The following is a 17,398-nucleotide window of genomic DNA, read 5'->3' on the forward strand; positions in this document are numbered from 1 at the left end:
ACATCAGGAGACAAAAAGATGAGCACTCACTTCACGCGCCGCACCGCGCTGGGCAGCCTTGGCGGCCTCGGCCTCACTGCGTTTTCCGCAGCCTTGCCGCTGCGCGCGCTGGCCGCCGCCGACGCCACCACGCCGGGCTGGCCCGCCAAACCGATTTCCTATGTCGTGCCTTTCACGCCTGGCGGCTCCACCGACGTCATAGGCCGCACGCTGTCGCAAAAACTTTCGGAAAGCCTGGGCCAGCCGGTGGTGGTCGACAACAAGCCCGGCGCGGCCGGCGCCGTGGGCGCGAGCTACGTGGCCAAGGCCAAGCCCGACGGCTACACGCTGTTCGGCGGCACCATCAGCACGCATGCCATCAATGCCAGCCTCTACAAAAACCTGCCCTACGACCCGGTGAAGGATTTCGAGCCGGTCTCGCTGGTCGCCATGCTGCCCAATGTGCTCATCGTGAATCCGGCGCTGGGCCTCAATTCGGTGGCCGACCTGGTGGCGCTGCTCAAGCGCGACCCGAGCAAACGTTATTTCGCGTCGTCGGGCGCGGGCACCTCCACCCACCTGGCCGGCGAGATGTTCGCCGAGCTGATCGGCGTGCCGCTCACGCACGTGGCTTACAAGGGCACGCCGCCCGCGATGATGGACGTGGTGGCCGGCCAGGTGCCGTTCATGTTCGACCAGATGACGGCCGCCGTCGCGCTGGTGCAGTCCGGCAAGCTCAAGCTGCTGGCCGTCACCACCGCCAAACGCATCGCGCTGGCACCCGAGCTGCCCACCATGATGGAGTCGGGCATCGCGAAGTTCGAGATGTCGTCCTGGCAGGCGGTCTACGCGCCCAAGGGCACGCCGCAGCCCATCGTGCAGCGCCTGAACGCCGAGATCACCAAAATCCTGAAGATGCCCGACGTGGTCGCCAAGCTGCACGACCAGCTCGGCATGGAAATCATCGCGAGCACCCCCAATGAACTGGCCGCCCACATGAAAAGCGAGATCACGCGCTGGGCCGAGCTGGTCAAAAAATCCGGAGCCACGGCAAGCTGACAATGAGAAAAAACGACATCCGCATCACGCACGCCCGCGTCACGCCCATCGCGTTTCGCGACGGCCCGCTGCTCAACGCCAGCGGCATCCACGAGCCCTGGGCCCTGCGCAGCATCATCGAACTCGAAACCTCCGACGGCCGTCTCGGTATCGCCGAAACTTATGGCGACGCGCCCATGCTGGCGGTGCTGGAGCAGGCGCGCGCGCTGGCCATCGGCCTCTCGCCCTTTGACCTCAACGTGATGGAGCAGCGCGTGCGCGCCAGCATCAAGCCGGGGCAGGGCGGCGGCGTGCAGTTTGAACTTGCGCCCGGTTCCCACACCGCCAAGAACGCCGAGAAGGTCATCAGCGCGCTGGAAGTCGCGATGCTCGACTTGCAGGGCCAGTTGCTCAACCTGCCCATCTGCGATTTGCTGGGCGGCGCGGTGCGTGATGCCGTGCCCTACAGCGCCTACTTGTTCTACAAGTACGCCGAGCATGCGGACAAGCCCTATGCGCCCGACGCCTGGGGCGAGGCCGTGACGCCCGCGCAGCTTGTCAAGCAGGCCCAGGCCATGGTGGACCAGTACGGTTTCAAAAGCATCAAGCTCAAGGGCGGTGTGTTCACGCCCGCTGAAGAGATTGCCGGCATCAAGGCCTTGCGCAAAGCTTTCCCAAATCATCCGCTGCGACTGGACCCGAATGCCAACTGGTCGCTGCAGACCAGCATTGACGCCGCGCCCGAGCTCGACGAGTTGCTCGAATACTACGAAGACCCGACACCGGGCCTCGAAGGCATGGCCGAGCTCGCCAAACATTGCCGCAGCCCGCTGGCCACCAACATGGTGGTCACCACCCTGGACGAGTTCCGCCGCAACGCGTCGCTGAACGCGGTGAAGATTTTGCTGTCCGACCACCATTACTGGGGCGGCTTGCGCGCCACGGCATCGCTGGCGCGCATGTGCGAGGTCTTCGGCATGGGCATGTCCATGCATTCGAATTCGCACCTGGGCATCAGCCTGATGGCCATGACGCATGCGGCCGCCGCGATTCCCAACCTCACCTATGCCTGCGACACGCACTACCCGTGGCAGGAAGAAGAAGTCATCAAGGGCGGCCGAATCCAATTTGAGCAGGGTGCTGTCAGGGTGCCGACAGCACCGGGCCTGGGTGTGGAACTCGACCCGGCCAAACTGGTCGAACTGCACCAGCAATACCTGGCTTGCGGCATACGCAACCGCAACGACCTGGCGCAGATGCGCAAGTACCAGCCGGAATTTTCCGGCGTGAGCCCGCGTTTTTAAGGGCCGGCAGAAGCCTTTCACATTTCCTGTTGACAGTTCCCCGTTCGCTTTTCACACCAACAATGAAGGAGACAAGATCATGATCAAGTTCGAGCATTTGATGTCCCGCCTGGCCCGGGGCCTGCGGGCCGCGGGCTTCCTGGCGGCGTTCGCGGGCGCGTCCGCGTTCGCACAGCCCGTGACCCTCAACGTCGTCGACGTGGCCGGCAACCTGGCGCTCACGCAGGAAGCGCTGGAGTCCTTCGCCGCGAAGAACCCGACGCTGGTCTCGCGCATCACCTTCACCAAGGCGCCGTCGCCCGAGCTGCCCGGCAAGATACGCGCGATGCAGGCCGCCGGCCGCACCGACATCGACCTGGTGCTGACCGGCACCGACGCGCTGGCCGCGGGCATTGCGCTCAACCTCTGGGAGCCGCTGCTGCCCGCGCATGCCGCGAAATTCCCCAACCTGGTCGACAACTACCTGCCGGCCGCGCGCAAGATGCAGGACCTCTCCAGCGGCCAGGGCGTCATGGTGACCTACACACCGGCCGGCCCGCTGCTCGAGTACAACCCCGACAAGGTCAAGACGCCGCCCAAGACGCCCGCTGAACTGCTGAGCTGGTGCAAGGCCAATCCCAACAAGCTGATCTATGCGCGCCCGGCCAACTCCGGCCCCGGCCGCACCTTCCTGATGGGCCTGCCCTACATGCTGGGCGACAAAAACCCCAAGGACCCGATCGCTGGCTGGGACAAGACCTGGGCTTACCTGAAAGAACTCAACAGCTGCATCGAGTACTACCCCACCGGCACAGGCGCCGTGTTCAAGGAACTCGGCGAAGGCTCGCGCGACATGACCGTGACCATGACCGGCTGGGACATCAACCCGCGCGCGCTCGGCGTGGTGCCCAAGCAGTTCAAGGTGGCGGCCTTCAGCAGCTTCACCTGGGTCGACGACGCGCACTTCATGGTCATGCCCAAGGGCCTGCCCGCCGCGCGTCAGGCCGTGGTGCTGCAGCTGATGGCCTACCTGCTGCAACCCGCGCAGCAGGCGCTGACCTATGACGCCGGCTACTTCTACCCCGGCCCGGCCGTGAAGGACGTGCCGCTGAGCGCCGCGCCGCAAAAAAGCCAGGACGTGATCAAGGAGTTCGGCCGCGCCGAGTACGCCGACTGGATCGCCAAGAACCCGCATGCGCAGCCGCTGGAAGACAAGGCGCTTGTAGCTGCTTTCAAGAAGTGGGATCAGGAAATCGGCTCGGGTAAGGCGAAGTAAGGTTTTTCTCCCTCTCCCTCTGGGAGAGGGCAGGGGTGAGGGCTAGCGGCCCTTGCATGAGGCGCGCGATATCTATCGCCGCCGGCCCTCACCCCCACCCTCTCCCAGGGGGAGAGGGGGTAATAGATAACAAGCAGACCCGCGGTGCGGGCATATAAAAGGTTTCTGACATGGTGATGCCCAACACCGCGGGACGGCCCGCGGCGAAAAACGAGTTCAGGCAGCTTCGCCTGGACGGCGTGAGCCGCAGTTTCGGCGGCGCCCACGCGCTCGAAAAACTCTCACTGACCATAGAGCGCGGCGAATTCATCGCGTTGCTGGGCCCCTCGGGCTGCGGCAAGTCGACCGCACTGAATTGCATGGCCGGCCTGATGCCGCTGTCGGACGGCAGCATCTGGCTGGACGACAGGCGCATAGACACCCTGCCGCCCGAAAAGCGCGGCTTCGGCATGGTGTTCCAGAACTACGCGCTGTTCCCGCACCTGTCGGTCAGCCGCAACGTGGGCTTCGGCCTGAAGATGCGCGGCGTGCCCTCGGCCGAAATCGACCAGCGCGTCGCCGCCGCGCTCGACACCGTGCAGCTGCAGGCGCATGCCAACAAGCTGCCCGGCCAGCTGTCGGGCGGCCAGCAGCAGCGCGTGGCGATTGCGCGCGCCATCGTGATCGAGCCGCCGCTGATCCTGATGGACGAGCCGCTGTCCAACCTGGACGCCAAGCTGCGCATCGAGATGCGCTCCGAGATACGCCGCATCCACCGCGCGCAGGGCTGCTCCACCGTCTACGTGACGCACGACCAGGACGAAGCCCTGGCCATGGCCGACCGCATCGTGGTGATGAAGCTGGGCGTGGTGCAGCAGATCGGCACGCCGCAGGAGGTGTTCGCGCGCCCGGCGACGCTGGACATCGCGCGTTTCATGGGCTACCGCAACGTGCTGCCGGTGCGCGTGGCGCAGGCCAATGGCACGGGGCTGGCATTGGAGGGCCCCGGCGGCGTGAAGCTGGCCGGCACCGCCATGCACGCGCTCACAGCCGGCACGGCGATGGCCGCGATCAGGCCCGATGAACTGGTCATAGGCGACGGCCCGCAGGCTTTCCCCGGCGTCGTCGAAACCGCCGAATACGGCGGCCGCGAATGGCTGCTGCAGGTCAGGACCTCGTTTGACGATTTGCTGTATGTGCGCTCCTCGCGCACCGTCGCGCCCGGCGACCACGTCATGCTCTCGGCCCCTGCCGAGCGCGTGCTGGTCTACGCGGGGGAAAGCTGAGATGAGCACGATGACTTTGCCGCCGCCGCAAGGCGCCGCGCGGCGCCCGCCCTTTGACCCGGCCGTCATGCTGGTGGCGCCGGCCGCCGCGCTGATGGTGATGTTTTTTGTCTACCCCTTTGCCTACGGCCTGCTGTTGTCTTTCCAGCCGCAGCAGGGCGGGATCTTCGACAACTACATCCACTTCTTCCAGACGCAGGATTTGTGGAAGACCATAGGCAACACGATGCAGCTGGCGCTGCCGGCCACCCTCATCAACGTGGCCTGCGCGCTGGGCATTGCCTACGCCACGCGCGTCAAGGGCCCTTACCAGCGTTTCCTGTCCACCCTGCTGGTGGTGCCGCTGACCCTGGGCACGGTGCTGATCGCCGAGGGCATGCTGACCTATTTCGGCCCGCAGGGCTGGCTTGCGCAGACGCTGCGCTACCTGCATCTGTACGAAGGCTCGATACGCCTGACGCACAACTACTGGGGCGTGCTGATTTCGCTGATCATCACCGGCTTTCCGTTTGCCTATTTGCTGATCCTCTCCTACATCACCGGCATAGACCCGGCGCTGCCGCGCGCCGCGGCCACGCTGGGGGCCGACGGCTGGAACCGCTTTCGCCACATCTACCTGCCGCTGCTCACGCCGGGCCTGGTCATGGCCTTTTGCCTGTGTTTTGTGCAGGCCTTCTCGGTCTTTCCATCGGCCGTGCTGCTCGGTTCGCCGGCCGGCACCACGCGCGTGATCGCGATTGCCGCCTATGAAGCCGCGTTTGAACAGTACGACTATTCGCTGGCCTCGGCCGTCGCCATGATCATGGGCCTGGTCCAGCTCGCCATCGTCGTCGCGGCGCTGGGCCTGCGCTCCTTCTTCTACCGCGGCCCGGTGGCGGGGGGCAAGGGATGAGCAGCATGAACACACAACAGATGCATGAGAAAGACCCGCTGCGCGACCGCGCCTGGCGCGCGCTGGTCTGGGGGCTGATCGCCTTCTTCCTCGTGAACGTCGGCATGATGATCATCGCCGTCGCCACCAACTCGGTCGCCACGCGCTGGCTGGGCACCTGGCTGCCCGAGGCCTACACCCTGAGCTGGTACGTCTCGGCCTGGAAGGAATTCCAGCTGGGCCATGTGCTGGTCGTCACGGTGGTGGTGGTGTTCTCGGTGGTGTTCCTCTCGCTGCTGATCGGCGTGCCCGCCGCCTACACGCTGGCGCGCAAGGACTTTCGCGGCAAGAAGCTGCTCACCCTGCTGTTCCTGCTGCCGCTGATGGTGCCGCCCATCACCTACGGGATTCCGCTGGCCACGGTGATGTACCAGCTGCACCTGGCCGGCACGCTGCCGGGCGTGATCATCGCCAACATGATTCCGGCCTTGCCCTTCGTGATTCTGGTGATGACGCCCTTCGTCGAGCAGATAGACACCAACATCGAATCCGCCGCGCGCGTCTTCGGCGCCAACACGCGGCAGATGTTCCTCTACACCCTGGTGCCGCTGCTGGCGCCCGGCGTGCTGGCAGCCGGCCTGCTGGTGCTGGTGCGCACGGTGGCGATGTTCGAACTGACCTTCCTGGTGGCCGGGCCCGACACCCAGACGCTGGTGGTGGCGCTCTATTACGCGGTGTTCGCGGCCGGCGTGCGCGCCGGCCAGTCGGTGGACGCCATGGCCATGATCTACATGGCGATCACGGTGCTGTGGCTGCTGATTGCGCTGCGTTTCGTCAACCCGACGCAACTGGTCAGCCGAGTCAAGGAGCATCCGGTCAAAGCTTGATATCTGATTAAAGGAGTCGCTCACAAAGCCCGGCAAGCGGTCTTTGTTTTACTCCCTCTCCCCCTGGGAGAGGGTTGGGGTGAGGGCCAGCGGTGGTCAATAAGCCACCGTTTTGTGCACGGGCCGCAGCCCTCACCCCCGCCCTCTCCCAGAGGGAGAGGGAGCAAGACCTGGGCAACATGCCAGGAGTGTTTTTGAGCGGCTCCAGCCAGCAAAAATTTCCGTTGGTGGAAATTGGGCACGGAAAGCAGCGCGGGCTGTTCTCCGTGCTTTTTTTTGCCCGGGCCTCTCATTCAAGCACGGAGGGATTAGACCGCTTGATCATCGATGAGCTCCAGCAAATCGGCTGCGCTCCGGGAGACCGCGCCAGTCCCCTGCGCCAGCAGCGCAACTTTGGGCCGCATCGAATGAATAAATGCCTGAAGCGTTTTTTGAACCGAGGCCCCAAGATATAGCTCATGCCCTTTTTCCGGAACGAATGACCCGCCAAGGTCGATGAGTGATTCCATTGCCGCGCGTTGAGGCCAGGGGTCACCATCACTCAGGATTTGCTGGATCTGCGGCAAGGCAGCCAGGACGACCGGATAGAAAGTGCCTGCGTGATTGTTTCCCATAGCCCACAGAAATTCGTCGCAGGCCTCTTCCGCGGACTGTTGGTCGTGGGCATTGCGAAGCGCCTCAATTGCGCTGTCAATGCTATCCACGTCATTGGACTCGGGCTGGGGGAATTGACTGAAATCTGGCATCTCGCGCTTCCGTGCTGCTTGGGTTGTCTGAGCTTATGTATGCCGCAGCATGCAATTTAATCTGGCCTCTGCAGTTTGATCTGGACATCGGGCCCATCCAAATCGGCTTGCGGGCGAACGTCAGCCACTGACCCGGCTTTGTCGCTCGCCTCAGCGCCGCGACGACACCACGATCCCACCGACGATCAGCACAAAAGCCACCGCGTGGTAGAGGTGCGGCAGCTCGCCGAGGAAAGCCGCCGAGAGCAGCGCCGCGAACAGCGGCGTGAGGTTGGAAAAGAAACCCGCGATCGCCGGGCCCACGCGCTGCACGCCCATGCCCCAGCAGCGGTAGGCGATCACTGCCGGGCCCACGGCCACGTACAGCAGCGCCGCGGCCAGCGGCCAGCCCCATTGGATGTGCGCGTCCGTCATGGCCCACTCACCCGCGGCGAAAGCGCCTGACCAGGCCAGGCCGAACGCGATTTGTGCCAGCAGGAAGGCGGCCCAGTCGCGGCGGATTTCCGGCGGCTCTTTCGGTTGCGACAGCAGCCAGCTGTAAAACGCCCAGGCCAGCGTGGCCAGCAGCACATAGAGGTCGCCGGGCACCAGGTGCACCTGCATCAGCAAGTCCCACTGGCCGCGCGACAGCACCACCAGCACGCCGGCAATCGACAGCACGGCGCCGGCGAGCTGGCGGCGCGACACGGCCTGGCCGAAGCACAGCGCGCCCACGATCAGCATCCAGATCGGCACGCTGGAAGCCACCAGCGTGACGTTGAGCGGGGCGGAGGTTTTGAGCGCCAGGTATTGCAGCGCGTTGTAGCAGCCCACGCCCAGCAGGCCCAGCACCGCGAAGCGCTTCCAGTGCGGCCACAGGCTGCTGCCTGGTTTCAGCACCTGCCAGGCCAGCGGCAGCAGGATGACAAAGGCCAGGGCCCAGCGCAGGAAGTTGAGCGTCATGGGCGGCACCAGGCCGGTGACCAGGCGGCCGACCACGGCGTTGCCGGCCCAGAGCATCGGAGGGATCACCAGCAGCGAGGCGGTGGCGGGTGTCAGGCGTTGGGTCATGCGGGGACTTTACCAAGGGTCATCGTTTGCTGCGGGCGGGCATGCCTTAGTCCCTGCGGCCTCTTTGGATTCATGGCACCATGGCGCCCACGCTTTCCGTATTTATTTCCCCTCTGCAAGGAACACCCCCATGGCCTCATACCCGTCCAAAGCCGTACGCATCAACCAGCACGGCGGCCCCGAAGAACTCACGCTGGTGGACGTGGAGGTGGGTGAGCCCGGCCCCGGCGAGATCCGCATACGCCACAAGGCCGTGGGCCTGAACTACATCGACGTCTACCAGCGCAGCGGCGTCTACCCCTTTGCCATGCCGCTGCAGCTGGGCATGGAAGCCTCCGGCATCGTCGAGGCCGTGGGCGAAGGCGTGACGCACCTGAAGGCGGGCGACCGCGCGGCCTATGCCAGCCAGCCGCCCGGCAGCTATTGCGAGCTGCGCGTGATGCCGGCCAAGTGCGTGTGCAAGCTGCCCGACGCGATTTCGTTCGAGACCGGCGCGGCCATGATGCTCAAGGGCCTGACTGCGCAGTACCTGCTGCGCCGCACGCTGCCGCAGGGCGGCCTGCAGGCCGGCGACCAGGTGCTCTTCCACGCGGCCGCCGGCGGCGTGGGCCTGATCGCCTGCCAGTGGGCCAAAGCCCTGGGCCTGCAGCTCATAGGCACGGCCGGCTCCGACGAAAAATGCGCGCTGGCCCTGTCGCAGGGCGCGGCCTTCGCCATCAACTACGCGAAGGAAGACTTCGTGGCCCGCGTCAAGGAGATCACCGGCGGCAAGGGCGTGAAGGTGGTGTACGACTCGGTCGGCAAGGACACCTTCCTCAAGTCGCTGGACTGCCTGCGCCCTTTCGGCCTGCTGGCCAACTTCGGCAATGCCTCGGGCAAGACGCCGCCGCTGGACATCGGCATGCTGGCCGCCAAGGGCTCGCTGTATGTGTCCCGGCCCACGCTGTTCACCCACATCGCCACGCGCGAGACCACGCAGGAAATGGCCGACGACCTGTTCGCCATGGTCACCAGCGGCAAGGTCCACATCCCGATCGACCAGCGCTTTGCCCTGGCCGACGTGGCCGAAGCGCACCGCGCGCTTGAAGCCCGCAAGACCACGGGCTGCACCATCCTGACGCTGTAACACGGGATCGGGCCGGGCAGGGCGTTTGGACATAGAGCGGTAAACCTGTGTAAAGCCCAGAGCCGCATTCAACGCAAGCCGCGTTGGATGCGTTACAAGGGTTGCAGGAGAAAAACCATGCCCCCAGCGAACTCCATGGCCGGCATGCTGGCGGCTGTACCGGCCTTATTGGCTTGCCTTGCCGGCTCCGCGGCACAGGCGCAAGCGCAAGCGCAAGCGCAGGACTATGCCGCGCCGTATTCGGCCAACCTGGCCGCCACCTGGCGCGCCGCCTCACGCCTGGGCTATGCGCCCACGCCGGAGTCGGCGCAGGCCGCCGCGGCCTCGCCCCGCGCCTGGGCGCTGCAGCAGCTGGACGTGGCCTACGCCGCCAGCAAACGCCCTCCCACCATCCCCGCCGAACTCGCCGGCATCAACGCGCCGCTCAAGGACATCGTGCTCGGCTTCCAGGCCGAACGCGAGGCGCGCAGGACCCTGCGCGAGACGGCCAAGCCCGGCATGCCCGCTGCCGCCAATGCCGGCGCGGGCGCGGAAAAGTTCAGCCGCGACATGGCCCAGGACGCCGCCGCCTGGCGGCTGATGTCCTGCAGCGACCCGGCGCTCGAAAACCCGCTGCTGGCGCGCATGACGGAGTTCTGGTTCAACCACCTCAATGTGTTTGTCGGCAAGGGCCCGGTGCGTCCCTTCGTCGGCCACTATGTGGTCAACGTGGTACGCGCCAATGCGCTGGGCCGCTTTGAAGACCTGCTGCTGGCCAGCGCCAGGCACCCGGCCATGCTGTTCTACCTGGACCAGGCGCAAAGCAACAGCCGCGGCCTGAACGAAAACTACGCGCGCGAATTGATGGAGCTGCACACCCTGGGCGTGAACAGCGGCTACACGCAAAAAGACGTGCGCGAACTGGCCCGTATCCTGACCGGCTGGACGGTCAACCTCAAGGACGGCGAAGGCTTCCGGTTTGCCGAGCGCCTGCACGACAAGGAAAGCAAGGTCTTGCTGGGCCGCACCTTCGGCAACGAAAACGTGGCCGAGGGCGAAGAGGCCATACGCTATTTGGCACGCCGGCCCGAGACGGCGCGGCGCGTCTCCACGCGGCTGGCGAGCTTTTTTGTCGCCGACAAACCGCCGGCCGCGCTGGTCGACAGGCTGGCCGCCACCTTCACGTCCACCCGGGGCGACATACGCGCGGTGATGCACACCCTGGTCGAGTCGCCGGAGTTCTGGGCGAAGGACAACCAGCTGTTCAAGACGCCGCTGGACTTCGCCTGCTCGGCGCTGACGGCGGCCGGCGGCGTGAAAGAGCGCCGCGATGTCGTGCAGACCCTGGGCTTTCTCGCACAGGCCGGCCAGCCCATGCACGGCTGGCAGACGCCCGACGGCTACAAGACAGACGCCGGCACCTGGCTGGCGCCCGAAGCGCTCACGCGCCGCGCCGACTACGCCATGGGCCTGGCGCAGCGCACGGCTGAGCCGGCTTACCTCAACGCGTTTTTCAGCACCGCGACACGCGAACGCATCGCGCAGGAACCGGCGCAGATGCGCACGGGCCTGATGCTGGCCAGCCCTGACTTCATGCGCAAATAACGCACAGGAACACCCATGGACTCAAACCCTTCTTCATCGGCTAATTTGCTGCAGCGCCGCGGGCTGCTGGGCCTGGGCGCGCTGTCCGCCCTGTCACTGGCCGCGCCCGGTGTGTGGGCGCAAGCCCTGCCCGGGAGCCTCAACAATGGGCGGCTTGTCGTCGTCTTCCTGCGCGGCGCCTATGACGGCCTGTCGGCTTTTGTGCCCTATGCCGACAAGGACTACTACGCGCTGCGCCCCAACATCGCCATCGCCGCGCCCGACGGTACGGGGCAAACCGCGATCAAGCTCGACACGACCTTTGCCCTGCATCCCGCGCTGGCCCCGTTGCTGCCGCTGTGGCAACAAGGCGTGCTGGGCTTTGTGCCCGCTGCGGGGTTGCCCGCGCCCAACCGTTCGCACTTCGACGCGCAGTACCAGATGGAAATCGCGCAAGGCGGCAAGACCAGCAGCGCGCCGGGCTGGCTCAACACCACGGCGGGCCTGGGCAAAGCCGCGGCGCCGGGCGCGGTCGCGCTCGGTGTCGGCGAAGCCAATCCCGCCATCCTGAACGGCCAGGCCTCCGTCGTCAGGTTGATTCCGCGCGGCCCCTCGGCCGAGCGCACCGGCGTGCTGGCCAACGAACGCACGCGCCAGGCGCTGATGGACCTGTACGCTGGCGACGACAAAGTCAGCGAAGCTTTTCGCCAGGGCGCCGGCAGCCGCATGCAGAGCGCGCAGGAACTCACCGAGCAACGAACCGCCAGGACCGAAAAAATGGCGCAGGACGCCCAGCGCATGGCCGACAAAAGCCTGGACCGCGACGGCGCGCCCGCCAATGCCCAGGCCCTGAAGGCACAAATGCTGGCAGCCAGCAACGGCGCCGCCGATCCGGTGGGCCTGCAGCTCGACGCCCAGCACCTGGGCACGCTGATGCGCAACGACCGCAAATTGCGCCTGGGCTTTTTGTCAGCCGGCGGCTGGGACACCCACGCCAACCAGGGCGCGGCCACCGGCCAGCTCGCCAACAATTTAGGCAACCTCGCGCGCGGCATTGCGCAGCTGCGCCAGGATTTTTCCGAACCCGGCGACGTGGTCGTGGTGATGAGCGAGTTCGGCCGCACCAGCGCGGAGAACGGCACCCGTGGCACCGACCACGGCTTTGGCAATGCGATGTGGCTGATGGGGAGCCGGGTTGCCGGCGGGCGCTGGCATGGGCAGTGGACGGGTCTTTCGCAGCTGAATGAAGGGCGGGATATTCCTGCGCATCATGACTATCGGGCGGTGCTGGCGCAGGTGCTGCGCGGTACCTTTGCGTTTGGGGATTCTCAGTTGGGTGATGTGTTGCCTGGGGCTAAGTGGGATAAGAGGTTGGATGGGGTGTTTCTTAAGGCCTGATTGAAGGTGGTCTTGCCCCACCACCGTTCGGGCTGAGGTATCGAAGCCTCTTTGTGTGTTTTTTTGTGCTGATGTTGTTTTGAGTTCCGGAGCCGGGGTCGCCCGGCATGCGACTCACTTTTTTTGCTTCGCCAAAAAAAGTAAGTCGCCTGCCGGGGCGAGTCCCGGCCAGCAGGAGCCAGAAGAGAATACACCCCACAGCAAGATCCCAGAAGTAAACTGCCACCACAGCCTCAAGAACCATGACAAACCCCACTTACGACCCGCAGTGGCTGCGCACGCTGAGAGCAGGCGCAATCGTGCCCCCATTGCGCCCGCGCGTCCCCCTCTGGGCCGGCGAATCCGTGATCGGCTCGGTGGAACCAGGCTTCTTCCACAAACTGGCCCTTCACGCCATGACGGACGGCCACCACCCGCTGTTGAAGGAAGAGCACCCCGACGGCCTCGGCTGGCGTTTGATGGGCGACGTGACGACCAGCCTGAACAAGATTGCGATCGCGCTGCATGAGGCCGGCCTGGCCGGCGCCTGGCGTGATGAGCAGCTCGCGGTGCCGGACCAGTTCGGCCACCGCAAGGGCACGGTGGAGCGCGCGGCGGTGCGGCCGCTGGGCATCACCACGCTGGCGGTGCACCTGGTGGGGCAGTCGCCCGACGGCCGCTACTGGGTGCAGCAGCGCGCCTTCAACAAGTCCAACGACCCGGGCCTGTGGGACACGCTGATGGGCGGCATGGTGTCGGCGGCGGACACGGTGGAAACCGCGCTGGTGCGCGAGACCTGGGAAGAAGCCGGCCTGCACACGGCCGAACTGCAGGCCATGCGTTATGGCGGGCAGCTGAGGACGCGGCGCCCGTCCACCGACGGCAAGGGCGCGGGTTATGTGGTGGAAGACATCGACTGGTATGTCTGCACCGTGCCCGAGGGGCTGGTGCCGGACAACCAGGACGGTGAGGTCGAGCAGTTCCGTTTGATGGAGACAGGGGAACTGGTCGAGGCCCTGCAGCGCGGCGAGTTCACGACCGAAGCCGCGCTGATTTTTGCCGACGCGATGGGGCTGGCCTGAGCCAGCCTCGCCCGGCTCAGCCCTCGTCGATCAACCCTCGTCTATCAGCGCTGAAGCACGCAGCCGGTTGGGCGCCAGCGCACCGGCCGAATCGAGAATCGGGTAGGCGATCGAGCAGATGTGCGAGTTGATGCGCTTGAGGTCGCTGATCAGGTCGATGTGCAGCGAGCTGGTTTCCAGGCTTTGCACCGTGTTGGCCGACAGCCGGCCCAGGTGGGTGGTGGCGTAGGCGCGTTCCAGGTCGCGAAAGCGGGCTTTTTCTTCCAGCAGTTTTTGCGCGTCGCGCACCGAGCCGTTGAGGAACACGCTCATGCTCAGGCGCAGGTTGTCGACCAGCCGGTTGTGCAGCTCCACGATCTCGGCCATGCCGGCTTCCGAGAAATTGCGGCCGGGCTTGATCTTCTTGTCCTCGATGTCGATCAGCACGCGCTCGATGATGTCGCCGATCTGCTCCATGTTGATGGTGAAACTGATGATGTCGGTCCAGCGGCGGCTTTCTTCCTCGGCCAGCGCTTCGCGCGAGATCTTGGTCAGGTAGTACTTGATCGACGAGTACAGCTGGTCGACGGAGTCGTCCATCTTGCGCAGGTCTTCGGCCAGCTTGAGGTCGTTTTTCTGGATGACTTCCAGCATGCCCAGCAGCATGCTCTCCACCACGTCGGCCTGGTGCAGCGCTTCGCGCGCGGCATTCGAAATCGCCAGCGAGGGCGTCGACAAAGCCGAGGGGTCCAGGTGGTTGGGGCGCTCGCCGCTGGTGGGCTTTTCGGCCTTGGGCAGGAGTTTTTGCGTCATGCGGGCGATGGGGTTGGTCAGGCCGATGAAGGCGATGCCGACCACCACGTTGAAGCTCAGGTGAAACAGCACGACCACGTTGGCAGGGTCGCCCAGGAAGGGGCGCACGTGCAGCAGCCACTGGCCGATGAAGGGCGCGGTCACCACCACGCCGAGCAGCTTGAAGGCCAGCGTGCCCAGGGGCACCTGCCGGGTTTCTATCGAGGACTTGGCAGTGGTCAGCACCGCCAGCAGGCCGCTGCCCAGGTTGGCGCCCAGCACCAGGCCCAGCGCCACGTCCAGCGGAATGCCGCCGGAGGACGCCAGCGTGGCGATCAGCAGGACGACGGCCAGGCTGGAATAGGAGATGACCGCCAGCACCATGCCCAGCGTGATTTCCAGCAGCAGGTCGCTGCCCACGGACGTGAACAGCGCCTTGACCGCGGGCGATTGCGTGAGCACCTCGGTGGAGGCCGTGACCAGGCGCAGCGCCAGCAGCATCAGGCCCAGGCCGATCAGGATGCGGCCTATGCGGCCGGAGGTGGAGGCCTGGCGCGGGATGAACATCACGACGCCGACAAAAATCAGCAAGGGCGACAGCCAGGACAGGTCGAAGGAGAACACCACGGCGATCAGCGCGGTGCCGATGTCCGCGCCGCGCATCACGGCCAGCGCGGCGGGCAGGCTGATCAGGCCCTGGCCGACGAAGGAAGAAGTGATGAGGGCCGTGGCCGTGCTGGACTGCACCAGCGCCGTGACGCCTATGCCCGACAGCGCAGCGGTGAAACGGTTGCCGACGCTGCGCGCCAGCACGTGGCGAAGGTTTGCGCCGAAGACCCGCAGGATGCCGGTGCGGACCAGGTGCGTGCCCCAGACCAGCAGCGCGATGGCCGCCAGGAGATTCAACAAATGCTTCATGCGGTGAGTGTCCGTTCTACATGGCCGGGGCGAAGTGCCGCGGGTGTCAGGGAATCCGGTGATGCCACCAGGCCTTCCAGGCCGGTCATCAGGTGGTACAGCGAGGAGGCCGGTGAGGGGGCGAGGTCAAAGCCGCCGTCTTCGCGCTGCCATTCGTGCCAGAGGCCGGGGATGCCGGTGGCGAGGAAACGCGTGAGGCCCGAAAAACTATCGGCCGCAGCGGCCTGGCTGTGGGCGGTGTCGCCCAGCCCTTGCGTGGCGAACAGTAGCGAGGTCCTGAGCCGTTCAGTCTGCGCCCAGAGGCGCGCTCGGCGCTCCGTGGGTTCACCGGCTTCATTGACGGCAAACAGCGCGACCTGCCGCGTGTCGTCTATGCCGAAAGAGCGCCCGAAGTTTTCGAGTGCAATGGCGTGCTTGCGCGCGGCTATGCCCAGCAAAGCTTCCGCCTGCAGCAAGAGGTAAGCCCATTCGAACTGGTGGCCGGGTTCATACAGCCGCTCCTGCGGTGCACCGAGCGGCGCCCAGCCGGCCGTGAAGAGTTCACCGACCGCGCCGTTGGCGGGGTTGATCAGGCGTGTGATGGCCAGCTCGCACAGCGCCAGCGCCGCGGCGCGGAATTCGTCCTCAGCGCCTTCAACACCCTCAACGCCCATGGCCACCCAGGCCAGCAAGGCCTCGAGCAAATGCATGAGCGGGTTGGACTTGAGGATGGGCTGGTGCGGCAGGCCGTCGTAGTAGCCGCCCTCGCCGTGCGCCAGCGCGGCGTTGATCTGCCGCAGCAGGGCTCGCGCGGTGTCCAGCAATTCCTGCGGCCGGCCTTCGGCTTCATAGGCGTGCGCCAGCGCAAACAGCACAAAGGCCTGGTCGTAGAGGTCTATGGTTTGGTCGGCGGTGTCCAGTGTGCTGCGGAACAGCCCGTCGGGCCGGCGGTAGCGCGACAGCATGAACGTGAGGCCGTGGCGCATGGCGGCTTGCCAGGGGCCGGTCCAGCCCAAGGCGCCGGCGCGGGCGTACACGTAGGTCTGCCGCGCCTGCACCCGCACGCGCACCGGTTTGCCGATGGGCTTGCCGTCCTGGCCTATCTTTTCATGGAAGCCGCCGCCTTCGTGGTCCGCGCCGCGTTCCCACCACAGGGGCAGGGCAGCCTCGAACAGCCAGTGTTGTGCGTGTCGGCGCGTGTCGGCAAGAAAAGAAGGAAAGGACTCTGGGGGCATCAAGCGTGGCGGAATAAAAAAGCGAGTTCTGCTGTCAGTTGCTGGTCGTCGGGTTGTTGCAGCGCGGCTTCCAGCAGCGGCAAGCGCGCGGTGACGAGCTGCCCGGCCAGGCGCAGGCGTTCGCCGACGTCGGGGGAGGGATTGTCGCCGCTTTTGGCCAGGCCGATCGCGACGATGACAGAGAAAAGTTCGGACAGCGCCGCCGGCGTGTCCGGCTGCTGTGCCGGCTGGCCGGCCCACGGCGGCAGGCTGGCGTCGCGCACCGGCCGCGCGGCGAGCAGCGCGCGCAGCACGGCGGCGCAGAGCGCGGCGTGGTCGCGCGGCGAGGCGCCGGTTTCCTGCGCGCGGGCGATCAGGCCCGCGTGCTGCTCCAACACCTGCCAGAAGGCTTCGTCGATGGCCTGCTGGCGCGCGATCAGTGCGGTGCCGGCCTTGCCGGCCAGCGCGTGGCGCAGCAGCCAGTAAAAGGCGTCGGTGAAAAGCTGCGAGGGGTTTTTCGCCTCGCCTTGCGCAAAGTAGGCGGCCAGCGGCTGCAGCTCAAAGTGCAGGGTGCGGTAAGCCGAGTCGGGCAGCACGGCGACGGCCGCGGCCTGCTGCGCGACCTGCAGCGTGGAGAAGGTGGCCTGGGCGGTTGAGTCGATCAGGTGGTGCAGCTTGTGCAGCGTGCCGTCCTCGTTGCGCGGCTCGACCTGCTTGACGAGGCTGCCGCCCAGGTCCTGCAGCAGCCAGTGCGCGCCGCGCTGCAGGTTGAAGCCGAAGGTGCGCAGTTCGTCCTTGAGCGCCAGCTGCACGGCGGTGCGCGCGGGCTGGAGGCTGCGGCCGGGCCGGTCGGTGGGGGCTGTGGGCAATATGTTGTGTGTCATGAAAATCCCATCAATGGTTTACGTTAGCATGACAGCCGGACGGGGAGGGCAAAGCGGGCGGCGTAAGGCCTGATTTTGCACCCCAAACC

At 66.0% G+C, this 17,398-nt stretch carries 15 protein-coding genes; 10 read left to right on the plus strand and 5 right to left on the minus strand.

Features of this window, described 5'->3' with window-relative positions; translation table 11 throughout:
• Window positions 1-18 precede the first annotated feature (18 nt).
• The 6 genes from ACLV8F_RS10070 to ACLV8F_RS10095 all read left to right on the plus strand — a co-directional run bounded on the left by ACLV8F_RS10070 (window position 19) and on the right by ACLV8F_RS10095 (window position 6,599).
• Window positions 19-1,038: a Bug family tripartite tricarboxylate transporter substrate binding protein gene (locus ACLV8F_RS10070; protein WP_411884087.1), complete on the plus strand. Its 1,020-nt coding sequence runs from the start codon at window positions 19-21 to the stop codon at window positions 1,036-1,038.
• A 2-nt stretch (window positions 1,039-1,040) separates the two neighbouring features.
• Window positions 1,041-2,321, plus strand: a complete 1,281-nt coding sequence (locus ACLV8F_RS10075) for a glucarate dehydratase family protein (protein WP_411884088.1) — start codon at window positions 1,041-1,043, stop codon at window positions 2,319-2,321.
• Window positions 2,322-2,400: 79 nt separating this feature from the next.
• On the plus strand, window positions 2,401-3,576 hold the full coding sequence (locus ACLV8F_RS10080) for an ABC transporter substrate-binding protein (RefSeq protein WP_411884089.1): 1,176 nt from the start codon (window positions 2,401-2,403) through the stop codon (window positions 3,574-3,576).
• A 170-nt stretch (window positions 3,577-3,746) separates the two neighbouring features.
• Entirely contained in the window at window positions 3,747-4,841 is a 1,095-nt protein-coding gene (locus ACLV8F_RS10085) for an ABC transporter ATP-binding protein (RefSeq protein WP_411884090.1), read from the plus strand.
• A gap of 1 nt (window position 4,842) precedes the next feature.
• Window positions 4,843-5,733 (plus strand): ABC transporter permease, encoded by an 891-nt coding sequence (locus ACLV8F_RS10090; RefSeq protein WP_411884091.1) that lies wholly within the window; start codon window positions 4,843-4,845, stop codon window positions 5,731-5,733.
• A complete protein-coding gene (locus tag ACLV8F_RS10095) occupies window positions 5,730-6,599 on the plus strand; it encodes an ABC transporter permease (RefSeq protein WP_411884092.1) in 870 nt (289 codons plus the stop codon). Before ACLV8F_RS10090 ends, ACLV8F_RS10095 begins: the two co-directional genes overlap by 4 nt.
• A 308-nt stretch (window positions 6,600-6,907) precedes the next feature.
• Here the strand turns inward: ACLV8F_RS10095 and ACLV8F_RS10100 are convergent, their stop codons facing one another.
• Window positions 6,908-7,345, minus strand: coding sequence for a hypothetical protein (locus tag ACLV8F_RS10100; RefSeq protein WP_411884093.1), 438 nt, complete (start codon window positions 7,343-7,345; stop codon window positions 6,908-6,910).
• 150 nt (window positions 7,346-7,495) lie between these two features.
• Window positions 7,496-8,395: a DMT family transporter gene (locus ACLV8F_RS10105; RefSeq protein ID WP_411884094.1), complete on the minus strand. Its 900-nt coding sequence runs from the start codon at window positions 8,393-8,395 to the stop codon at window positions 7,496-7,498.
• Window positions 8,396-8,525: 130 nt separating this feature from the next.
• On the opposite strand from ACLV8F_RS10105, the gene ACLV8F_RS10110 reads away from it, so the two are divergent.
• The 4 genes from ACLV8F_RS10110 (at window position 8,526) to ACLV8F_RS10125 (ending at window position 13,543) form a co-directional block, all read left to right on the plus strand.
• The gene (locus ACLV8F_RS10110; RefSeq protein WP_411884095.1) at window positions 8,526-9,521 is read left to right on the plus strand and encodes a quinone oxidoreductase family protein; all 996 of its coding nucleotides are present in this window, start codon (window positions 8,526-8,528) and stop codon (window positions 9,519-9,521) included.
• Between the two features lie 117 nt (window positions 9,522-9,638).
• Entirely contained in the window at window positions 9,639-11,105 is a 1,467-nt protein-coding gene (locus ACLV8F_RS10115) for a DUF1800 domain-containing protein (protein WP_411884096.1), read from the plus strand.
• 15 nt (window positions 11,106-11,120) lie between these two features.
• The gene (locus tag ACLV8F_RS10120; protein ID WP_411884097.1) at window positions 11,121-12,482 is read left to right on the plus strand and encodes a DUF1501 domain-containing protein; all 1,362 of its coding nucleotides are present in this window, start codon (window positions 11,121-11,123) and stop codon (window positions 12,480-12,482) included.
• 242 nt (window positions 12,483-12,724) lie between these two features.
• A complete protein-coding gene (locus ACLV8F_RS10125) occupies window positions 12,725-13,543 on the plus strand; it encodes an NUDIX hydrolase (RefSeq protein ID WP_411884098.1) in 819 nt (272 codons plus the stop codon).
• Between the two features lie 30 nt (window positions 13,544-13,573).
• Here ACLV8F_RS10125 and ACLV8F_RS10130 read toward each other — a convergent pair whose 3' ends face one another.
• From ACLV8F_RS10130 to ACLV8F_RS10140, 3 genes are read right to left on the minus strand one after another with little or no spacing between them, the layout of a single operon-like run.
• Window positions 13,574-15,232: a Na/Pi cotransporter family protein gene (locus tag ACLV8F_RS10130; protein WP_411884099.1), complete on the minus strand. Its 1,659-nt coding sequence runs from the start codon at window positions 15,230-15,232 to the stop codon at window positions 13,574-13,576.
• A complete protein-coding gene (locus ACLV8F_RS10135; RefSeq protein ID WP_411884100.1) occupies window positions 15,229-16,446 on the minus strand; it encodes an AGE family epimerase/isomerase in 1,218 nt (405 codons plus the stop codon). Before ACLV8F_RS10135 ends, ACLV8F_RS10130 begins: the two co-directional genes overlap by 4 nt.
• Window positions 16,446-17,309 carry a hypothetical protein gene (locus tag ACLV8F_RS10140; protein WP_411884101.1) on the minus strand — a complete coding sequence of 288 codons (864 nt, stop codon included), beginning with the start codon at window positions 17,307-17,309 and terminating at the stop codon, window positions 16,446-16,448. The genes ACLV8F_RS10135 and ACLV8F_RS10140 overlap by 1 nt, the downstream gene beginning before the upstream one ends.
• Window positions 17,310-17,398 lie beyond the last annotated feature (89 nt).

The organism is Polaromonas sp. YR568, assembly GCF_943369675.1.
GTDB lineage: Bacteria > Pseudomonadota > Gammaproteobacteria > Burkholderiales > Burkholderiaceae_C > Polaromonas.